General features: G+C 63.1%; 17 protein-coding genes. 9 read left to right on the top strand and 8 right to left on the bottom strand.

Annotation, left to right across the window (positions count from 1 at the left end):
• Window positions 1–337: 337 nt before the first annotated feature.
• Together PIN31009_RS04270 and PIN31009_RS04265 are read left to right on the top strand one after the other, a co-directional pair.
• Entirely contained in the window at window positions 338–1855 is a 1518-nt protein-coding gene (locus PIN31009_RS04270) for a mechanosensitive ion channel family protein (protein ID WP_174996941.1), read from the top strand.
• A gap of 199 nt (window positions 1856–2054) precedes the next feature.
• Window positions 2055–2642, top strand: coding sequence for a BPSL1445 family SYLF domain-containing lipoprotein (locus PIN31009_RS04265; protein WP_150683125.1), 588 nt, complete (start codon window positions 2055–2057; stop codon window positions 2640–2642).
• Window positions 2643–2651: 9 nt separating this feature from the next.
• Here PIN31009_RS04265 and PIN31009_RS04260 read toward each other — a convergent pair whose 3' ends face one another.
• The 3 genes from PIN31009_RS04260 to PIN31009_RS04250 are packed head-to-tail and all read right to left on the bottom strand — an operon-like array spanning window position 2652 to window position 6080.
• Window positions 2652–3470 (bottom strand): HpcH/HpaI aldolase/citrate lyase family protein, encoded by an 819-nt coding sequence (locus PIN31009_RS04260; RefSeq protein WP_150789406.1) that lies wholly within the window; start codon window positions 3468–3470, stop codon window positions 2652–2654.
• A 20-nt stretch (window positions 3471–3490) separates the two neighbouring features.
• Window positions 3491–4669, bottom strand: coding sequence for a CaiB/BaiF CoA transferase family protein (locus PIN31009_RS04255; RefSeq protein WP_150789405.1), 1179 nt, complete (start codon window positions 4667–4669; stop codon window positions 3491–3493).
• Between the two features lie 40 nt (window positions 4670–4709).
• Entirely contained in the window at window positions 4710–6080 is a 1371-nt protein-coding gene (locus PIN31009_RS04250) for a 2-hydroxycarboxylate transporter family protein (protein ID WP_217426755.1), read from the bottom strand.
• 222 nt (window positions 6081–6302) lie between these two features.
• On the opposite strand from PIN31009_RS04250, the gene PIN31009_RS04245 reads away from it, so the two are divergent.
• Complete coding sequence (locus PIN31009_RS04245) at window positions 6303–7292, top strand: LysR substrate-binding domain-containing protein (protein ID WP_150683120.1); 990 nt, start codon at window positions 6303–6305, stop codon at window positions 7290–7292.
• Window positions 7293–7367: 75 nt separating this feature from the next.
• Complete coding sequence (locus PIN31009_RS04240; RefSeq protein WP_246185493.1) at window positions 7368–7859, top strand: Spy/CpxP family protein refolding chaperone; 492 nt, start codon at window positions 7368–7370, stop codon at window positions 7857–7859.
• Window positions 7860–8049: 190 nt separating this feature from the next.
• Here PIN31009_RS04240 and PIN31009_RS04235 read toward each other — a convergent pair whose 3' ends face one another.
• Complete coding sequence (locus PIN31009_RS04235) at window positions 8050–8322, bottom strand: hypothetical protein (protein ID WP_150683119.1); 273 nt, start codon at window positions 8320–8322, stop codon at window positions 8050–8052.
• Window positions 8323–8542: 220 nt separating this feature from the next.
• On the opposite strand from PIN31009_RS04235, the gene PIN31009_RS04230 reads away from it, so the two are divergent.
• Both PIN31009_RS04230 and PIN31009_RS04225 read left to right on the top strand, forming a co-directional pair.
• A complete protein-coding gene (locus PIN31009_RS04230) occupies window positions 8543–10918 on the top strand; it encodes a mechanosensitive ion channel domain-containing protein (protein ID WP_150789404.1) in 2376 nt (791 codons plus the stop codon).
• 259 nt (window positions 10919–11177) lie between these two features.
• Entirely contained in the window at window positions 11178–11759 is a 582-nt protein-coding gene (locus PIN31009_RS04225; RefSeq protein ID WP_150789403.1) for a hypothetical protein, read from the top strand.
• A 37-nt stretch (window positions 11760–11796) separates the two neighbouring features.
• Here PIN31009_RS04225 and PIN31009_RS04220 read toward each other — a convergent pair whose 3' ends face one another.
• Complete coding sequence (locus PIN31009_RS04220; protein ID WP_150789402.1) at window positions 11797–12690, bottom strand: LysR family transcriptional regulator; 894 nt, start codon at window positions 12688–12690, stop codon at window positions 11797–11799.
• 100 nt (window positions 12691–12790) lie between these two features.
• Between PIN31009_RS04220 and PIN31009_RS04215 the strand changes: the two genes are divergently transcribed.
• The 3 genes from PIN31009_RS04215 to PIN31009_RS04205 are packed head-to-tail and all read left to right on the top strand — an operon-like array spanning window position 12791 to window position 15801.
• On the top strand, window positions 12791–14095 hold the full coding sequence (locus PIN31009_RS04215) for a CitMHS family transporter (RefSeq protein WP_087689639.1): 1305 nt from the start codon (window positions 12791–12793) through the stop codon (window positions 14093–14095).
• A gap of 25 nt (window positions 14096–14120) precedes the next feature.
• Window positions 14121–15479, top strand: coding sequence for an acyclic terpene utilization AtuA family protein (locus tag PIN31009_RS04210; protein WP_150789401.1), 1359 nt, complete (start codon window positions 14121–14123; stop codon window positions 15477–15479).
• A 1-nt stretch (window position 15480) separates the two neighbouring features.
• On the top strand, window positions 15481–15801 hold the full coding sequence (locus PIN31009_RS04205; RefSeq protein ID WP_150789400.1) for an AtuA-related protein: 321 nt from the start codon (window positions 15481–15483) through the stop codon (window positions 15799–15801).
• A gap of 5 nt (window positions 15802–15806) precedes the next feature.
• Here PIN31009_RS04205 and PIN31009_RS04200 read toward each other — a convergent pair whose 3' ends face one another.
• Genes PIN31009_RS04200 through PIN31009_RS04190 form a run of 3 tightly spaced genes read right to left on the bottom strand, consistent with a single transcriptional unit; the run spans window position 15807 to window position 17947 of the window.
• The gene (locus PIN31009_RS04200) at window positions 15807–16214 is read right to left on the bottom strand and encodes a RidA family protein (RefSeq protein WP_150789399.1); all 408 of its coding nucleotides are present in this window, start codon (window positions 16212–16214) and stop codon (window positions 15807–15809) included.
• Between the two features lie 6 nt (window positions 16215–16220).
• The gene (locus PIN31009_RS04195) at window positions 16221–16979 is read right to left on the bottom strand and encodes an amino acid ABC transporter ATP-binding protein (protein WP_150789398.1); all 759 of its coding nucleotides are present in this window, start codon (window positions 16977–16979) and stop codon (window positions 16221–16223) included.
• The gene (locus PIN31009_RS04190; protein WP_058377273.1) at window positions 16976–17947 is read right to left on the bottom strand and encodes an agmatinase; all 972 of its coding nucleotides are present in this window, start codon (window positions 17945–17947) and stop codon (window positions 16976–16978) included. The genes PIN31009_RS04195 and PIN31009_RS04190 overlap by 4 nt, the downstream gene beginning before the upstream one ends.
• Between the last annotated feature and the right edge of the window lie 37 nt (window positions 17948–17984).

Raw genomic sequence — 17984 nt, 5'->3', positions numbered from 1 at the left:
CCCGTAGTCTTGCGCCGGATGCGCGAGCGCGCCATCGGGGTTTAGGGCAAGTATTTTGCCCCCCGGGGCATGTGGGTTCGCGCGAGAATCGCCACAGGTCCGCTGTGACAATTCAGGAGCGTCCATGATGACCCGCACTGTCGCACCTGCGACCTTTTATGACATTTCGCGAGACGCGACGATACGGCCGTCTTGCCGGGAATTTGCGTCGCGCTTGACGTCTTTCCTGATGTCGCTGGCCATCTGTCTGGCGATAGTCGCGGCGCCGCCAGCGGCCCACGCACAAGCGTCACGGCCTGCCGCAGCAACGGACGCATCTGCCGCCGACCTCCGATACATGGATCGCCCCATCGCCACGTTTCGCGCGTCGCTCAGTGGCGCCACACCGCAGCAGCGGGCCGATCGCTCCTACGCCGTGCTCGACGGGTTGCCGGAGAGCGTTCTGAGTCTTCCCACGCAAGCGGTTCAGGCATCGATGGGACAAAACCACGGTGTCGTATTCCGTCGCGGCGACCGCATTCTTTTCGCGCTGCTGGCGGGCGATGTTGACGAAGCCGACGACCGCCCGTTCGAGGTCATCGCGCAGGAGACGCAGGGGCGGCTCGATACCGCGTTAGCCGCCAGACGGGCGCAATTGCACTGGCCGAACATCATTCGCGGCATCCTGCTTTCCCTGCTGGCAACGGTCGTTCTGGGCGTCGTGGTCTGGATCGCCGGCCGGCTGCAAACCCGGTTCCAGACGCGCATCCAATATGCCGTCGAGGCCCATCTGCTCCGGCGCACGTCGCAAACTTTCGACTGGACCGGATCGGCGTTCCAGTTGGCACGGCAGATCGTGCAACTGCTTTTTCTCTTCTTTGTGGCCGCGCTGGTCTATCTCTATCTCATCTATGTGCTGGAGCGCTTCCCCGTCTCCGAGCCCATGGGCGAGCGCTTGAGCAGCTTTCTCTGGGACTTGTTGAACACTTTCGCGCTGGGCATCGTCAATGCCATTCCGGGACTGATCGCCATTGCCGTGATATTTCTTCTCACACGGGCGCTGCACAATCTCATCAACAACGTCTTTTCAGCGATTCAGCAACGTCATCTCAATATCCCGGGCCTGCATCCCGACACTGCGGGTGCTTCCCGCCGCATCGTAGCGATTGTGGTCTGGGCGCTTGCGCTGACCTTTGCTTATCCTTATTTTCCGGGCGCGCAAAGTGATGTTTTCAAGGGCTTGAGTGTGCTGTTGGGTCTTATGATTTCGCTCGGCTCGGCAGGCATCGTCAATCAACTGATGAGTGGCATCGTCGTGACCTACAGCCGTGCATTTCAGGCGGGCGATATGGTGCAGATCGGCGACACGGCCGGGGTCGTGGTGAGCGTGGATACCCTGTCGGTCAAGCTGACCAACGTGCGCCGGGAAGAAGTCACCATTCCGAACGCCGTTGTCGTTGGTGCCATCGTGCACAACTTCTCGAGCCGCGACGGCAAAGCGCCGGCACTCGTCGTCACCTCGGTGACCATCGGCTACGACACGCCATGGCGGCAGGTGCAGGCAATGCTGAGTCTGGCAGCGGCACGAACGAAAAGCGTTGCCCAGTCGCCGGCGCCATTCGTTCTGCAACGTTCGCTCTCGGACTTCTATATCGAGTACGACTTGCATGTCGCGCCGGTGAATCCTGCGCAGCGCCTCGTCATGTTGAGCGAACTGCATAGTCAGATCGTCGACGTGTTCAACGAATATGGCGTGCAGATCATGTCGCCTCATTTCGAAGAACAACCGGAGATACCGGTTGTCATTGCGCGCGAAGGTTGGGCGCCTTCCCCCGCACAGGAGAGCGCCGGACCCCGTGGCGCAAACGAGACCTGATGTCGATATCTTTCGCTGCCCCGACGGGCAATCGGTGCTGCCCCAAATACCAATGGCAACTTGCCGTCACAAATCTGACACTCTCAGACAATTGCCCCTGAGATGCGTGTGCGGGGACATTTCCGCCGTTTCCGTGGGCGCTGGCGCGCGGAGCTCGGCTCAATCGGTGGGTGCCTCAAAAAAATATTCGGAGATCACCATGCAAACTCGTCGCCAATTCTTCCGGGCTTCCGTTGTCGCAGCGGCTTTGGTTGCCGTCCTCTCGGGATGCTCGACGACAGGCAACTCACCGGCGACACCCGAGGCCAATAATTCACGCAAGCAGTCCATTGACGCCGCCGCTGACGGCACGCTTTCGCGGCTGTTTTCGACGGTTCCCGGTTCGCGCGAACTGGTGGGCAAGGCACAAGGCGTGCTGGTGTTTCCCTCCGTCATTCAGGCCGGTGTGATCGTGGGGGGACAGCACGGTGACGGCGTACTGCGCGTCGGAACGCGCACGAGCGGGTATTACAGCGTCTCGTCGGCTTCGGTGGGCGCCCAGTTGGGGATGCAATCGAAGTCGATGGTGTATCTGTTCATGACGCAGGAAGCGCTGGACAAATTCGTCAAATCGAACGGATGGTCGGCCGGTGCCGACGCCTCTGTCGCGATCGTGAAAGTCGGCGCAAACGGTCAGATCGATACGACGACGACCAGTCACCCGGTCGAAGCCTTTGTCATGACCAACAGCGGACTGATGGGTGACATCTCGCTTTCCGGGACCAAGATCTCGCGATTGGATCTGTGAGTTGATACTTCACCCCGGCAAGCTCGCCAGAATCTCCTGCGCCTTCATCAGGACCGGCGTATCCACCATCTTTCCGTCGAGTGCGACGGCCGCGCCGCCGCTCGCCTCGGCGGCCGCGACCACGCGTCGGGCCCATGCGATCTCATCGTCGCGCCACGCAAACGCGGCATGCACGGCAGCGATCTGTTTCGGATGAATGCACAGCTTGCCGCGAAAGCCGAGACGTCTCGCGCGGCGAGCTTCCTGCTCGATCACGTCAGCGTCGTCGAATACCGTGGTCACGCCGTCCACCGGCGCGCCGATGCCTGCCAGCCGCGACGCGAGCGTCAGTTGCGAGCGGAAGTAAAGCAGCTCGTCGCCGTCACCTTCGACGCCGATATCGAGTTGAAAATCGATCGTGCCGAACATTAGCCGCTCGACACGCGGGGACGCCGCAATGGCATCGAGCCCGCCAAACGCACGAGCGGTCTCGATCAACGGCACGACGCGCAACGCGTCGTGAGCCCCCGTCGCCGCTGCGATCAACGTGGTGGCATCCTCCGCCTTCGGCACCACCAGACCGGCAACACGCGGCAACGCCGCGAGCGCGCGCACGTCGTCGGCAAACCAGTCGGTCGTCACCGCATTGATGCGCACATAGAGGGGAGCTTCCGCTTCAGACGCATCACCCGCCAGCCATTCACGCACCTGCGCACGCGCAGTGATTTTGTCGGCAAGCGGCACGGCATCTTCGAGATCGACGATGACAGCGTCGGCACCCGCAGCAAGCGCCTTTTCGAATCGCTCGGGACGATTGCCCGGCACGAACAACCACGAACGGGATGGCATGATCGGTATCTCCTTGCGCATCAGACCGCGTGCCCGGCGTGCATCTCGGCGATCTGCGCCGCCGTGAGGCCCAGCTCGGCGAGAATCGCGTCGGTGTGTTGCCCCAGCGCGGGAATCGGGTCCATGCGCGGCGCGAACGACGCCGGTACGCCCGGCGGCAGCGGTGCCGTCACCGGACCGTTCGGCGTCTGCACTTGGGTCCAGCGACCGCGCGCCGCCAGTTGCGGGTGGTTCCACACGTCGTGCATCGAATTCAGATTGGCGTTGGCAATGCCGACCGCATCGAGGCGCGCGACCAGTTGCGCCGCGCTCAACTGCATGAACACCTCATTGATGATGGCGCGCAAGACCTCGCGATTCTCAAGCCGCAGCGGGTTCGAGCGAAAACGGTCATCGTCGGTCAGTTCAGGCTTTTCGAGCACCTTCTCGCAGAACACCTTCCACTCGCGCTCGTTCTGCAATCCGAGCATCACCGTCTTGCCATCGCCAGCGGCGAACGGCCCGTACGGGAAAATCGTGGCGTGCGCAGCACCGGCACGCGGGGGCGGGTTCTGGTCGTCGATCGCGTAATACAGCGGAAAACCCATCCACTCGACCATGCACTCCAGCATCGACACGTCGATGCGGCAGCCGCGTCCCGTCTTCTGCCGCTGCAACAGCGCCGACAGAATGTTGGTGTACGCGTACATCCCCGCCGCGATATCGGCAATCGAACAACCGGCTTTGGCCGACGCTTCGGGCGAGCCCGTCACCGACAGGAACCCCGATTCGCTCTGAATCAACAGGTCGTAAGCCTTCTTGTCGCGATACGGGCCGTCCGGGCCGTAGCCCGAAATGCCGCACACGATGATCTGCGGATACTTCTCGGCGAGCGCTTCATAAGACAGGCCGAGCCGGTCAGCGGCCCCCGGCGCCAAGTTCTGCACCAGCACGTCGGCGTCGGCCAGCAGGCGGTGCAGCACGTCCTGCGCGGCGGGCTGCTTGAGGTCGAGCGACAGACTCTCTTTCGAGCGGTTGGTCCACACGAAGTGCGACGACATGCCTTCGACGCGTGCGTCATAGGCGCGGGCGAAATCGCCGACGCCGGGGCGCTCGATCTTAATGACGCGGGCGCCGAGATCGGCCAGTTGACGGGTGCAGAACGGCGCCGCAATGGCGTGTTCGAGCGCGATGACCTTGATGCCGTCGAGGGGCCTCATGACAACGTTCTCCGGAGGAAAGTAAAAGACTGGCGGTGCATCAGACGATCTTGGCGAGCACAATCAGGCTCAGCGTGATCGTGATCGCGCCGCCGATACGGGTGGCAATCTGGGCAAACGGCATCAGACGCATGCGATTCGCGGCGGTGAGAATCGCGACGTCGCCGGTGCCGCCGAGGCCGCTGTGCGTGCCCACGACAATGGCCGCATCGATCGGGTGCATATTCATGCGGCGTGCCACGACGAACGCGGTCACCATCAGCGTGGCCACGGTCGCGACGATGGTCACGAGCGTCGGCACGTTGAACGAATCGATGATCTTCTGCCACGGCGTAATGACGACGCCGATGGCAAACAGCAGCGGATAAGTGACGGCCGTCGCGAAGAATTTGTAGACCACGCCTGCGCCCCGTTCCAGCCGCGGCGAGAACACGAAGAACACCTTGGCCGCCACGGCGAGCACCAGCATCATCACCGGGCCCGGCAGCCCCAGCGTGTTCTGCGCGAGCATGCCGACGAAGTACAGGCACACGGCGATCATGCCGGCCGCAGCAATGTCGGTGGCATCGATTGGCGCGGTGGACTTGGCGGTTTCCGGCAGGTCGTCGTCACCCGAGCGCATCAGTTGGCCATTGCCGGTCAGCGACGGATAGCGCTTGCCGATGGCATTGAGCACACCCGAGAAGACAATCGCCGTCACGTTGCCGAGCATCACGGCCGGCAGCGCTTGCGCGAGTAATTCACCCGCCGGTTGATGCAGCACTTCCGAATAGCCGAGCGTGAGCGGAATGACGCCCTCGCCCAGACCACCCGACATGACCGGGATCACGACGAAGAACACCGTATGGAACACGCCCATGCCGAGCAACGTGCCCACGGCCGTCCCGACAGCGCCTGCGAGCAGCGAACCGGCAACCAGCGGCACGAAGATGCGCAGGAAGCCGCCGATCAGCACCTTGCGGTCCATGCTCAGAATGCTGCCGACGATGATCGCGGGAATGAACAGATACAGGAAGTTGCCGGCCTTCCAGAAGTCGACGATCGGCTTGACCACGGCCGGCGGCAGCGCATGTGTGAAGACCAGATACGACGGCAGGAACGTGACCAGAATCACCGGGCCCCCGATGCTGCGGAAGATCGGAATGCGCTGGCCGATTTCCATGCACGTGAAGCTGCAAACGGCGAGCAACGCGATGATCGGCGAGAGTTCGGCAGAGAGTTTGCCGGTGGCGGCCGTCGCGATCAGCGCGAGGGCCAGCACGATATGCACGGGCAGCGGCACGATGCCGATGCGCATATCCATGAGGCGCCACCAGGCGTCGCGAAACCGATGTGTCGTACCGGTCGGGGAAAGCCCGCCCGAAGGCGCATGCTCGGCCGTACCAAGGGAAGTGCGTTCACGCATCTGCATTTGTTCTGTCTCCGATTTATGCGTTTTCCTGCCGCACTATAGGCGCGCGAAAAGCCGGAGAGGAAATACTGAATTCAGATATGGGCATAGGTGCAACCTATGGCTTACCCCTCGAAATGGTTCTCGCCGGTTAGGAATCGCTGTCGCGGCCCCCATTTCAAAGCGATGCATATAGGGGTACGCTATGACCCAATCCCCTATTCCTGTTTCCATCTCTCGCTCATGGATGTCCGGCAACTGCGCAACTTCGTCGCCATCGTCGACAGCGGCAGCCTCTCGAAGGCGGCCGAACGGCTGCTGATCGCTCAACCGTCGCTGAGTCAGCAGTTGCGCACGCTCGAAGAGGAATTGCAGACGCAGTTGCTGATTCGCAGTGCGCAAGGGGTCGTGCCGACCGACGCGGGCAAGACGCTCTATCGCCATGCGCGCGTCGTGCTGCGGCAGATGGAGCAGATTCGCGAAGAGGTCCGCGAGGGAGGTGGCAGCGAGGCAGGGCCGGTGGCCGTGGGCTTTCCGACGACGATTGCCGCGATCCTTGCCGTGCCGCTTTTTCAGCGCGTACGCACGCAATATCCCGGCATTCGTTTGCAGATCTTCGAGAGCATGAGCGGCTACATCGGCGAATTGCTCGCGAACGGGCGGCTCGATCTGGCGATGTTGTTCCGCGATTCGGAAACGCGCGGTATCTCGGTCATGCCGCTGTTCGACGAAGAGCTGTATGTGATGGGCGGACATCTGGTCTGCCCCGAGATTTACGCTGATGCAGACATCGCCCCCGGCGCCCGCGAAAACGGCAACGACGTCGCGAGCGGCACCTGTGAACTGGCACGGCTGGCGAATGTGCCGCTGGTCGTGCCGAGCGCATCGAATGGCCTGCGCCTGTTGATCGAGCGCAGCTTCTCGCAGGCCAATGTCGAGTTGAATATCGTTGCCGATATCGACTCGCTGCCCACGCTGATCGATATCGCTCGCGCCGGCGACGCGTGCGCGATTTTGCCGGCCTCAGCACTGGCGCCGCGGGATCCGGCGCTACGCCCCAAAGCGGTGCGTATCGTGTCGCCACAGATGGTACGCCCGGCCAGCGTGTGCTGGTCGAACTCGTTACCGGTGGGTTCCGCCACGCTGGCCGTGCGGCAGTGCATCGCCGATCTGATCCGTGAGTTGCAGGCCGACGGCCACTGGACAGGGATTACCCTGCGTGCGCCGGTGTAACTTCGTCGGTTACCGAACGGACCGGCAGCGATATTGCGGGCATGGTGAATCCGTGAAGTCATACGGAGACCCGCCATGGAACAGTCGTTATCCCCCGATTCACCGAATACCACCCGGTGGATTGCCACCACAACGTGTCTCACACTCGCGATGGCCTCCCCCTTCGCGCAATCGGCCCCCATGCCAGCAGGCGCAGGCACGCCGGGGCAGCCGCACCTCGTGAACACGGCCGCGCGCTCGCGTATCGAAACCCGTATTACCGATCTCCACGCAAAACTGCATATCACGCGCTCGCAAGAGGGCTTGTGGAAAGACTTCACGGACGTCATGCGCGCCAACGGCGATGCCATGACGACGCTGGCGCAATCGAGAAAAGACAACCAGAACCGCATGTCCGCTCTCGACGACATGAAGTCGTACAGCGAACTTGCGCAGGCGCACGCCGATGGGGTCACCAAACTCGGGCCGCCGTTCGAGACCCTTTACAACAGCATGTCCGACGCGCAGAAAGCGAACGCCGACGCCGTCTTCAGATCCGCAGAACATCACACGCCGCCAGCGAAATGATGCGCCAACGCACGGGCGTGACATCCCGTGCGGGTGGACAACTTGTTTGAGTCGATGAACGCCGTATGAGATGTCAGACGGTCAGATGAATTGCGCCGACACGGCGATCAACATGAGGGTGATGAACAACAGCATTTCGTAAGACATGACGACCTCGCCGAACGATACCTGCAAAGGCAACCGTTCGTTGTCAATGCTTACGGTTTTGCTTGTGATGATCCTGTGGGCTCGCCTTGCCGTCGTCGACATGTGCCGCCTGATCGCCAGTGGCGTCCAGCGGCTGTGCGTCGTGGGTATGCACGGGCGGTGTCGCGGGTGACTTTCCGGCAAGTTTCGAATGGGTGATTTCGGGGGGACGTTGATTCGACCACATCTTTTCGGGGAACTTGTTCTTTTGCCCGGGAGGCGCAAGCATTCGCTTGTCCCTTTTCTGCCCGGTGCGTTGTTTGCCTGATTTATCCACGGCGCTCTCCAGCGTGACGGCGGCCGGAAGCGACCGCCGTTGATGCCATCGATAGTGACGGGCGTCGCTGGCGGCGTCTGTACGCCACCGCGCGCTACTCCCCGAACTACTTCCAGAACTACTCGCCGAACTATTTAGCAGAAGTCGTGGTCATGTTAAGTTGTGCCCATCGCCCCTTCTGACGGGCTCGCGCTTCGGCGTGCCCCGTTCTGTCAAACCAATGCGACACGTCTTTTTCGGCTGGCTGCTTACTTTCTTCGTCATGGCTGCACACGCGGCCACACCTGCCACACCTGCCACACTTGCCTCACTTGCCGCGCCGGCAAGCGCGCCCACGAGCCTTCAGCCGGCGTCGGCCGCGCAGGCCAATGCGGCACCGGCGCTCACACCACAGCAGGCCCAGCAGGCGCTCTCCGTGCTGGAGAACCCGCAAGATCGCGCGCGAGTGGAAACGACGCTGCGGGCCATTGCCGCCGTCGGTGCCTTGAGCGCGCCCCCGGCGGTGGCAAGCGCACCCGCCGCTGCATCGTCGGCCTCTGCGGCATCTGCCGCATCTACTTCAACTGCCAGCGCCGCACCGATTGCCTTGCAGTCGAACGGACTCGCCTCGATGCTGGTGCATCAAGGGTCGCGTTGGGCGACACAAATCGGCGCCGGGCTGCGCCAGTCGCTGCACTCGCTGCTCGATGTCGGGTCGGTCAACGGCTGGTGGCGCGACACCGTGCGTCATGCCGATGCACGTGCCGACCTGCTGCATGCGGTGCTGATCATTCTCGCCGTGCTGATCCCCGCGTTTGCGATCGAATGGATCGCGAAGCGGCTGTTGCGTCGCCTGCTGACCGAGCTGGCCGCCCGCCGCGACGCCGCGACACCATCGGACGCCGCATCCTCGGCCGAGAGCCCGGAATCGCGCGGACATGGCCACGCGCAGCAGCATAAGAACCTGCTCGGACGCATGCCGCGCGCGTTCGTCACGCTGCTGCTGCGCCTGTTGCCGCTGCTCGTCTTCGCGGGGGTGGCCAGCCTGATGATGTCGCTGCTCGTCGACGACGATACGCCGGTGGCGACGGCACTCGGTTCGCTGATCGATATCTATGTGATCTGCCGTCTGATCACGCTCGTCAGCCGGTTGTTCTTTCAGCCCGACGCGCCGCAACTCCGGCTGCTGCATATCGGCGACACCGGGGCAGCCTTCGCGCAACGCTGGATCATGCGTATCGCGCTGGTCGTCGGCGTCTGCACGGCCTTGGTAGAAATCGCCGCAAACTTCGGTCTCAGTGACGCAGGTCACATGGCGTTGCTCAAGAGCGTCGCCCTCATCGGCCACCTGCTCGTGTCGGTGCTCATCCTTCAATGCGCCCGCCCCGTCGCGACACGTATTCGCACGTATTGCGCGAAGCATCCGTCACTCGCCATGGTGGGTGGCACGCTGGCGAGCGCGTGGGCACCGGCGTCGATCTTTGTGGTGATGGCGCTCTGGTTTATCTGGGCGCTCGACGTGCACAACGGCTATCGCGTGCTGATCACGCTGGGCGGGCGCACGCTCGCCGTCATCATCGGCATGCGGCTGGTGTCCATCGTCCTGTTCGGCGCACTCTCACGCGCGTTCGAGCGGCGCGACGAGGACCGCACGCTCGTCCACCGACATGCCTACCGTTATTACCCGCTGGTACGGGGTGTTGTTTCGACCATTGTCGGCATCATCAGTGTGGCGCTGTTGTTGCAGGTCTGGGGCGTGCCGGTCTGGCAGACTTTTGAATCGAGCACCATCGGCCATCGTCTGGCCTCGGCTCTGATCACGATCGCGGTTGCCGCTGCCATCGCACTCGTCGTGTGGGAAGCCGCGAACATCGCCATCGAGCGGCGTCTTCAGCAATGGACGCATCAGGGCGACGTCATGCGCGCGGCCCGCCTGCGCACGTTGTTGCCGATGCTGCGCGCGTTGCTTTTCTCGTGCATTGCGCTCGTGGTCATCCTCACGGGCATGAGCGAGATCGGTGTGAACATCGGCCCCCTGCTGGCCGGGGCGAGCATCTTCGGTGTCGCCCTCGGCTTCGGCTCGCAGAAGCTGGTGCAGGACTTCATCACCGGCATCTTCCTGCTGATGGAAAACGCGTTGCAGGTGGGTGACTGGGTCACGCTCGCGGGCGTCTCGGGCACGGTGGAATATCTGTCGATCCGCACGGTCCGGCTGCGCGCGAGCGACGGTTCGCTGTACACCGTACCGTTTAGCTCGGTGACCACCGTCAACAATACCAATCGCGGGCTGGGCAACGCGGCGGTGAAAGTTAGCATTGCCTACGGAGAAGACATCGATCGCGCGGTCGCCACGCTCAAGGAAATCGGTGCTGCACTGCGAGAAGACCCCGCCTACCGCGACGGCATCAAGTCGGACTTCAGCTACTGGGGCGTCGATCAGGTCGACGGTGCCGCCATCGCGCTCAGCGGACAAATGCAGTGCACCGACACAACGCGTTGGGGTGTGCAACGCGAATTCAACCGTCGCATTGCCGATCGTTTTCGCGAACAGGGCATCCGTATTGCCAACCCGCAGCGCAGCACGGTCGCGTTCGAGGACGGTGTGCCGCATCAGTAAATTCCCGCACGCCTGAATCCGCGCCACACGCCGAAGGCATACGCCACGGGCCTGTCGGCCCGACGCCCGAATTGAGCGCCCGCGCATCAGCACAAATTGGGGTGGCGAAGCGCAATTGGCTGACTACAATTTGTACGTGCAGTCCATAAGATCAGCACTGACACAAAGCAAAACATCCTGACGCTCGCCCGCGAGGGCGGTCAGTCAGGAAGCAGGGGCCCTCACGTGACGTTTCAACCGCTCCAGGGGAGGCATGTCCATGACGTGCCTGAACGAAACGATTGTCGGCGCAATGCTCTTTTCGCTCGGCGGATTCGCGTTCGCGGGCGGACCCGGCACAGACTCATCCGAAGGGATGATGGTGGCAAACATTGCCCCGCTCCCGCCGGAAACGGCTGCGCTGGCACCCGAGCCTCGCCACTTCCTCCACCGCTTCGAGACGACGCCACAACCACCGGCGCCCACTGCCTCGAACGAGGGTCCTGCACTATTCCCCTTCACGCCGTCAGTCGCGCGCATCGACGAGACTGTCGACAGTGCGTATGCCGTGCAGCCCGGCTACGACGTACGCCGCATCGCGGTCAGTCCGGCGACGTCACCGGGACAAGCCCCCGGGCAGACGGCAGGCGCGGCCGGGACCGGCGCGCTTCGCGGGCTTCCGTCATCGGTGGCGCAGGTCTCCATCGTGCAGTGGAACAACGAAGATTCGAAGCTCGGCTCGCAACCGCAGCGCGGTTTGCAGGTCCGCACAGATGACTGGGTCGTCTCGGCCAGCGCGCGCGTTGCGCTGTTCCGCTCGCACGAGACGGGGGCGACCGTCTACGTCCGACGACGCTTCTGAACACTGGTGAGCGCGTCGCCTCGACAGCGCTCGCCACTCAGTCCGACGAGAGCCGGTCGATCATCATCGCGACGAAGGTGTCCGCCACCGGCGGCAGTGTGCGTCCACGTTTCTTGATCAAGGCAATGGGACGCAGGAACGCGGGATCGTCAATCGCCTTCACGCGCAATTCAGGCTCGGCCCTCACCTCGCGCGCCGACGCGGGCAGAATCGTCACACCGAGTCCGGCACGCACCATCGCGACGGCCGTCATCATGTAAGTCGCTTCGCAGGCAATCTCCGGTGTATGACCGGCGTTGGCGAAAGCGCTGTCGACCACCGCCCGCACGCTCGTGCCTTGCGACGTCAACACGAGCGGTTCGCCGGCCAGATCGGCCAACGTGATGCGCCGGCGACGCGCCAGCGGATGCTGCTGCGGCAACACCGCCACAAGACGATCGCCGCCCGCGTGCAACACTTCAAACGCGGGGTCGTTCAACTCACCGCCCGTCAGGCCAATATCGACGTCTTCATTGCGCACCAGCGTGTTCACCACACCGGCGACCGCGTCGCGGACATGAAACCCGGCACGCGGCACGACGGCCTTCACCTCCTGTATCAGCTCCGGCAACACACTCGCCGCGAATGTGGGCAAGCACGCGATGCGCACCGTGCCCGTCGACCCATCGCCCAGCGAGCGCGCGTCGACCAACACCTGCTCCATGTCTTGCAGCGACTTCTGCAACAGCGGCAGCAGATCACGCCCCGTCGGTGTGAGCGCCACATTGCGGCTATTGCGATCGAAGAGCCGCACGCCCACCGTTTCTTCCAGCCGGCGGATCTGCACGGTCAGCGCCGGTTGCGACAAGTGCAGCCGTGTGGCCGCCCGCGTGAAGCTGCCGGTCTGTGCAACGGCGATAAAAGCGCGAATGTCCCGAAGGTTCATATCCATTATGGTTTGTAATGACTGCAATCAAATCATTTCAATTGATTTATCACAGCCCCGAACTTACGCTCCATCGCATTAAAAGACAATATTTGGAGACAAGCACATGCTGCCATTACTGGGGCTGGCGACCATCGTCGTGCTGCTCGGCGCGATTCTCTCGAAACGGATGTCGCCGCTCGTAGCCCTCATCATCGTGCCGATCGTGGCGTCGCTCATCGGCGGGTTCGGCTTTCAGACCAGCAAGTTCGTGATCGACGGGCTCAAGAGTCTGGCACCGGTCGTGGGCATGTTCGTCTTCGCCATTCTTTACTTCGGCACGATCACCGACGCGGGCACGCTCGACCCGATCATCGACCGCATTCTGCGCGCCGTGGGCACACGCCCCAGCCGCATCGTGGTGGGCACGACGCTGCTCGCGCTGCTGATTCACCTCGACGGTTCGGGGGCAGTCTGCTTCCTCGTCACCATTCCCGCGATGTTGCCGCTCTACGATCGCCTCGGCATGGACCGGCGCGTGCTGGCCGCTGCCGTATCGATGGCCGCAGGCATCAACTTCCTGCCATGGACCGGGCCGATGATTCGCGCATCGGCGTCGTTGCATCTGCCTGTGTCGAGTCTGTTCAATCCGTTGATTCCCGTGCAGGCGGTTGGACTGGTGTTCGTGTTCGGCATGGCGTACTGGCTGGGCCGTCGCGAGGAGAAGCGTCTGGGTCTGACTGGCGGTAGTGCTTCGGTGCCGGTACCCAAGCGCGAACTCACACCGGAAGAACAGGCACTGCGCAGACCCAAGAACTTCTGGTTCAACATCGTGCTCACGCTGATCGTGCTCGGCACCATGGTCGTCATGGGCGAGAAGATTCCGCCAGCGATCATGTTCATGGTCGGCTTGTGTATCGCGCTGATGGTGAACTATCCGAACGTCGACATGCAGCGCAAGCGCATCGACGCCCATGCGCGCGCCGCCCTGATGATGGCGGGCGTGTTGCTCGCCGCGGGTGTCTTTACCGGTGTGATGCAGGGCAGCGGCATGCTCAAGGCGATGGCGCAGGCCGCCGTCGGCTTCGTGCCGCCGGAGATGGCCGGCCACATTCCCGTGGCGCTCGGGCTGATGTCGATGCCGCTGAGCATGCTGTTCGACCCCGACTCGTTCTACTTCGGCGTGTTGCCCGTGATTGCCGAAGTGGCCGGTCAACTGGGGGTGCCTGCGGTGCACGTCGGCCAAGCTGCGTTGCTCGGGCAAATGACGACCGGCTTCCCGGTCAGCCCGCTCACACCCGCCACGTTCCTCGTTGTGGGGTTGTGCGGCATCGACCTCGCCGATCATCAGAAATTTACGTTCCCGTTGTTGTTCGGCGCGTCGATCGTCATGACGATCGCGGCCGTCGTCCTCGGTGTTTTTCCTATCTAAGCAGTCATCACCGGACGCCATACGCATGACAGCCCATCAAGACACTCGCCGCATCCGGATCGGCGCGGGCGCGGGATATTCCGGCGACCGCATCGAACCGGCGGTCGAACTCGCGGAGCATGGCGCGCTCGACTACCTCGTGTTCGAATGCCTCGCCGAGCGCACCATTGCCATCGCGCAGCAGGCGCGGCGCCGCGACCCGCAACAAGGCTACGACCCGCTGCTCGAAGCACGCATGCGCGCGGTGCTGCCCGCCGCGATGCGCAACGGCGTGCGGATCATCTCGAACATGGGCGCAGCCAATCCGTTGGCGGCTGCGCAAAAGACGGCGCAAATCGCCCGCTCGCTCGGACTCGACAACGTGAAGATCGCCGCCGTCACCGGCGACGACGTGCTCGATGTTGTCTTGCGCAGCGATCTGAACTTTGAGGAGTCGGGCGAGCCCGTCGCGGCTTACCGCGATCGCATCGTGTCGGCCAACGCCTATCTGGGCGCGGCCGGTATCGTCGACGCACTCGCCGCCGGTGCCGACATCGTACTGACCGGCCGTGTCGCCGACCCCTCGCTGTTCGCTGCGCCGCTGATTCACGCGTTCGGCTGGCGCATGGATGACTGGCATACGCTCGGTCAGGCCACTGTCGTCGGCCATCTGCTGGAATGCGCCGGGCAAGTGACCGGCGGCTACTTTGCCGACCCCGGCGTCAAAGACGTGCCGAACTTGGCGCGACTCGGCTTCCCCATCGGCGAAGTGTCGGCGGATGGCACGGTGGTCATCACCAAGGTGCCGGGATCGGGCGGCCACGTGACGCCCGCGACTTGCAAGGAACAACTGCTGTACGAGATTCACGATCCGCGCCGGTATCTGCAACCCGACGTGGTTGCCGACTTCTCCGAGGTCGTCGTGACGGAAGAAGCCACGGACCGCGTGCGGGTCACCGGCGGGCACGGCACACCGCGCACCGGGACGCTGAAGGTGTCGGTCGGCTATGTCGACGGTTTCATCGGCGAAGGGCAGATTTCGTATGCCGGCCCCGGCGCGGTGGCACGGGCGAGGCTCGCACTCGACATCGTTCGCGAACGATTGGCGTTGACCGGTGTGCAGGCGAGCGAGCTACGCTTCGACCTGATTGGCGTGAACGCCCTGCACGGCGAAACCGCAGGTTCGCACCATGCGGAACCCTACGAAGTGCGGGTGCGCGTGACCGGGCGCACGGCGTCGGCAGAGCAGGCCGTGCGCATCGGCAATGAAGTGGAAACGCTTTACACGAACGGGCCGGCCGGTGGTGGTGGCGTCACCAAATCGACGCGCGAAGTCCTCGCCGTGCAATCGGTGCTGTTGCCGCGCGAACACGCGACACCGGCATTCTCTTTTGTCGAGGCCTGAGATGAAACTACGTGAACTGGCGCACTCGCGCACTGGCGACAAGGGCAACACGCTGAACGTCTCCGTCATCTGCGACGACGCGCAGCACTACGAGCACTTGCGAGCCGCCCTCACCCCGGCCTACGTGAAAGCCTTCCTGAGCGATGTCGTGCACGGCGACGTGGTTCGCTACGAGTTGCCGCGTCTGGCCGCCTTCAACTTCGTGTTGGGCAATGCCTTAGGCGGGGGCGTCACACGCTCGCTCGCGCTGGACGCCCACGGCAAGTCGCTGAGTTCGGCACTGATGGATATTGAAATCCCGGACGTGCCGATCACAAGGTAAGTGAATTAAGGCTTCACCGCCGTCACATCGATCTCGACCAGCCACTCCGGGCGCGCCAGCGCCTGCACCACGATGCCGGTCGACACGGGGAACACGCCTTTGAGCCACCGGCCCATCACGAGATAGACGGCCTCGCGATATCGCGGGTCGATGATGTAGACCGTGACTTTGCAGATGTCCTCAAGCTTGCTGCCGCATTCTTCAAGCAGCATCGCCACGTTGGCCATCGCCTTCTCGGTCTGTGCCGTGACGTCACCGATACCGACAGACTCGCGCGTGTCCAGATCCTGACCGATCTGGCCGCGCAGATAAATGGTGTTGCCCGCGATCACCGCCTGACAGAGATCGTTGTCGAGCTTCTGCTCGGGATACGTTTCGCGGGTGTTGAATTTGCGGATTCGGGTATGCGTCATGAGCGTTCAGTGCGTCAGAATTTTTGAAAGGAAGCGTTTGACGGCCGGATTGGCGGTGTCCTGAAAGAACGCACCGGTCGGGCAGTCTTCGACGATGGCGCCGTCTTCCATGAAGACCACGCGATGGGCCACACGCCGGGCGAAGCCCATCTCGTGCGTGACCACCATCATCGTCATGCCGTCGCGCGCGAGTTCCACCATCACGTCGAGCACTTCGTTGACCATTTCGGGGTCGAGCGCCGACGTCGGTTCGTCGAACAGCATCGCCTTGGGGTCCATCGACAACGCACGCGCGATCGCCACGCGCTGTTGCTGACCGCCCGACAACTGGCCCGGATACTTGTGCGCGTGCGCCGACAAGCCCACACGATCGAGCAACGCCCGCGCCTTGGCGCGTGCCGTATCGGCATCGCGCCCCAGCACGATCTGCTGAGCCAGCGTGAGGTTGCGCGTCAGATCCAGATGCGGGAACAACTCGAAGTGCTGAAACACCATGCCGACCTTGCTGCGCAGGTTCGGCAGGCGTGTCGTCTTCGCCATGAGCGACACGCCATCGACCACGATGTCGCCCTTCTGAATCGGTTCCAGCGCATTGACGGTCTTGATCAAGGTCGACTTGCCCGAGCCCGACGGCCCGCAGACCACGACGATCTCGCCCTTGCTCACCTGCGTCGAACACGCCTTCAACACGTGGTGCGTGCCGTACCACTTGTCGATGCCCCGGATGTCGATGACCGGCTCGGCCGAACTCGCCTGTGAGATCATTTGTCGGCCTGCTTGTCGAAATATCCGGCGCGGATCGAAGCGCCGATCAGGTTGAGAATCAACCGCCCAGCCGTCACACACGAAATCAGATTGGCGTCGTCCTTCTCCGGCTGAATCTCCACAATATCCATGCCCACGACGCGCCCCTTGCGCACCAGCCCATGAATCAGCTTGCGCGCCTGTACGAAGGTCACGCCGCCCGGCGCCGGCCCTGCCACGGCGGGCATCGTCGACGGGTCCAGTCCATCAGCATCGATCGTCAGGTAGTAGTTGCCGCCATCGGGAATCCGGTCGAGCACCGCATCCATCCCGATATCATGCAACTCGTAGGCCGTGACCAATTCGGCACCGTATGCGCGCGCGGCCACCAGTTCGGCTTCGCGCCCGCTGCCCTGTGCGCGCAAGCCGATCTGGATGATGCGATCCACGTGCGCCATTTCCGAAGCGCGGCGAATCGGGCTCGACAGCCCTTCCCGCACGCCATTCACTTCATCGCGCCAGTCCAGATGCGCATCGATGTGCACCAGCGTGATCGGTCCCTTCTGATCGAGCCCGCGCAACACCGGCGTCGTAATGCCGTGGTCGCCGCCGAGCACGATGGGCATGGCACCGCCCGCCGCGATCTTGCGAACGGCCGCTTCGGCACGTGCATAGTGCTCGCCCGGCTTCGTCAGGTCGGGAATGATGTCGCCGCAGTCGACAAACCGCACATCGGTGCGACCCTGCAACAACGGGCCATCGATGTCGAAGTCGTAGTGATCAGGCTTGCGCGCCACGCGATCGGTCGCCTGACGAATCGCGGAGGGTGCATTGGTCTGGTCGTTGCTGAAGTCCGACGCCGCATACGGCGCGCCGTACGGCATGCCGAGCACGGCGATATCGGCCTTCAGGTTGTCGATGTCGAGATCGAGTTCCGAATACAGCAACGTCGGGTGGCCGATTCGCGGCGCAACGGTGTAGGTAGTCATCGTGTTGTCCTTGGTGGTGACGTTCGAGAGGGTCGCA

Source organism: Pandoraea iniqua (assembly GCF_902459685.1).
Lineage (GTDB): Bacteria > Pseudomonadota > Gammaproteobacteria > Burkholderiales > Burkholderiaceae > Pandoraea > Pandoraea iniqua.
The sequence above is the reverse complement of the archived record's forward strand: the minus strand, read 5'-3'. Positions and strand labels throughout refer to the sequence as shown.

Bases quoted from the DNA above. Each gene is read 5' to 3' on its own strand.
- PIN31009_RS04225 (WP_150789403.1), top strand. From the start codon at position 11,178: ATGACGTGCCTGAACGAAACGATTGTCGGCGCAATGCTCTTTTCGCTC.
- PIN31009_RS04255 (WP_150789405.1), bottom strand. From the start codon at position 4,669: ATGAGGCCCCTCGACGGCATCAAGGTCATCGCGCTCGAACACGCCATT.
- PIN31009_RS04230 (WP_150789404.1), top strand. From the start codon at position 8,543: ATGCGACACGTCTTTTTCGGCTGGCTGCTTACTTTCTTCGTCATGGCT.
- PIN31009_RS04200 (WP_150789399.1), bottom strand. From the start codon at position 16,214: ATGACGCATACCCGAATCCGCAAATTCAACACCCGCGAAACGTATCCC.
- PIN31009_RS04245 (WP_150683120.1), top strand. From the start codon at position 6,303: ATGGATGTCCGGCAACTGCGCAACTTCGTCGCCATCGTCGACAGCGGC.
- PIN31009_RS04190 (WP_058377273.1), bottom strand. From the start codon at position 17,947: ATGACTACCTACACCGTTGCGCCGCGAATCGGCCACCCGACGTTGCTG.
- PIN31009_RS04210 (WP_150789401.1), top strand. From the start codon at position 14,121: ATGACAGCCCATCAAGACACTCGCCGCATCCGGATCGGCGCGGGCGCG.
- PIN31009_RS04250 (WP_217426755.1), bottom strand. From the start codon at position 6,080: ATGCAGATGCGTGAACGCACTTCCCTTGGTACGGCCGAGCATGCGCCT.
- PIN31009_RS04220 (WP_150789402.1), bottom strand. From the start codon at position 12,690: ATGGATATGAACCTTCGGGACATTCGCGCTTTTATCGCCGTTGCACAG.
- PIN31009_RS04270 (WP_174996941.1), top strand. From the start codon at position 338: ATGGATCGCCCCATCGCCACGTTTCGCGCGTCGCTCAGTGGCGCCACA.
- PIN31009_RS04215 (WP_087689639.1), top strand. From the start codon at position 12,791: ATGCTGCCATTACTGGGGCTGGCGACCATCGTCGTGCTGCTCGGCGCG.
- PIN31009_RS04205 (WP_150789400.1), top strand. From the start codon at position 15,481: ATGAAACTACGTGAACTGGCGCACTCGCGCACTGGCGACAAGGGCAAC.
- PIN31009_RS04265 (WP_150683125.1), top strand. From the start codon at position 2,055: ATGCAAACTCGTCGCCAATTCTTCCGGGCTTCCGTTGTCGCAGCGGCT.
- PIN31009_RS04240 (WP_246185493.1), top strand. From the start codon at position 7,368: ATGGAACAGTCGTTATCCCCCGATTCACCGAATACCACCCGGTGGATT.
- PIN31009_RS04195 (WP_150789398.1), bottom strand. From the start codon at position 16,979: ATGATCTCACAGGCGAGTTCGGCCGAGCCGGTCATCGACATCCGGGGC.
- PIN31009_RS04260 (WP_150789406.1), bottom strand. From the start codon at position 3,470: ATGCCATCCCGTTCGTGGTTGTTCGTGCCGGGCAATCGTCCCGAGCGA.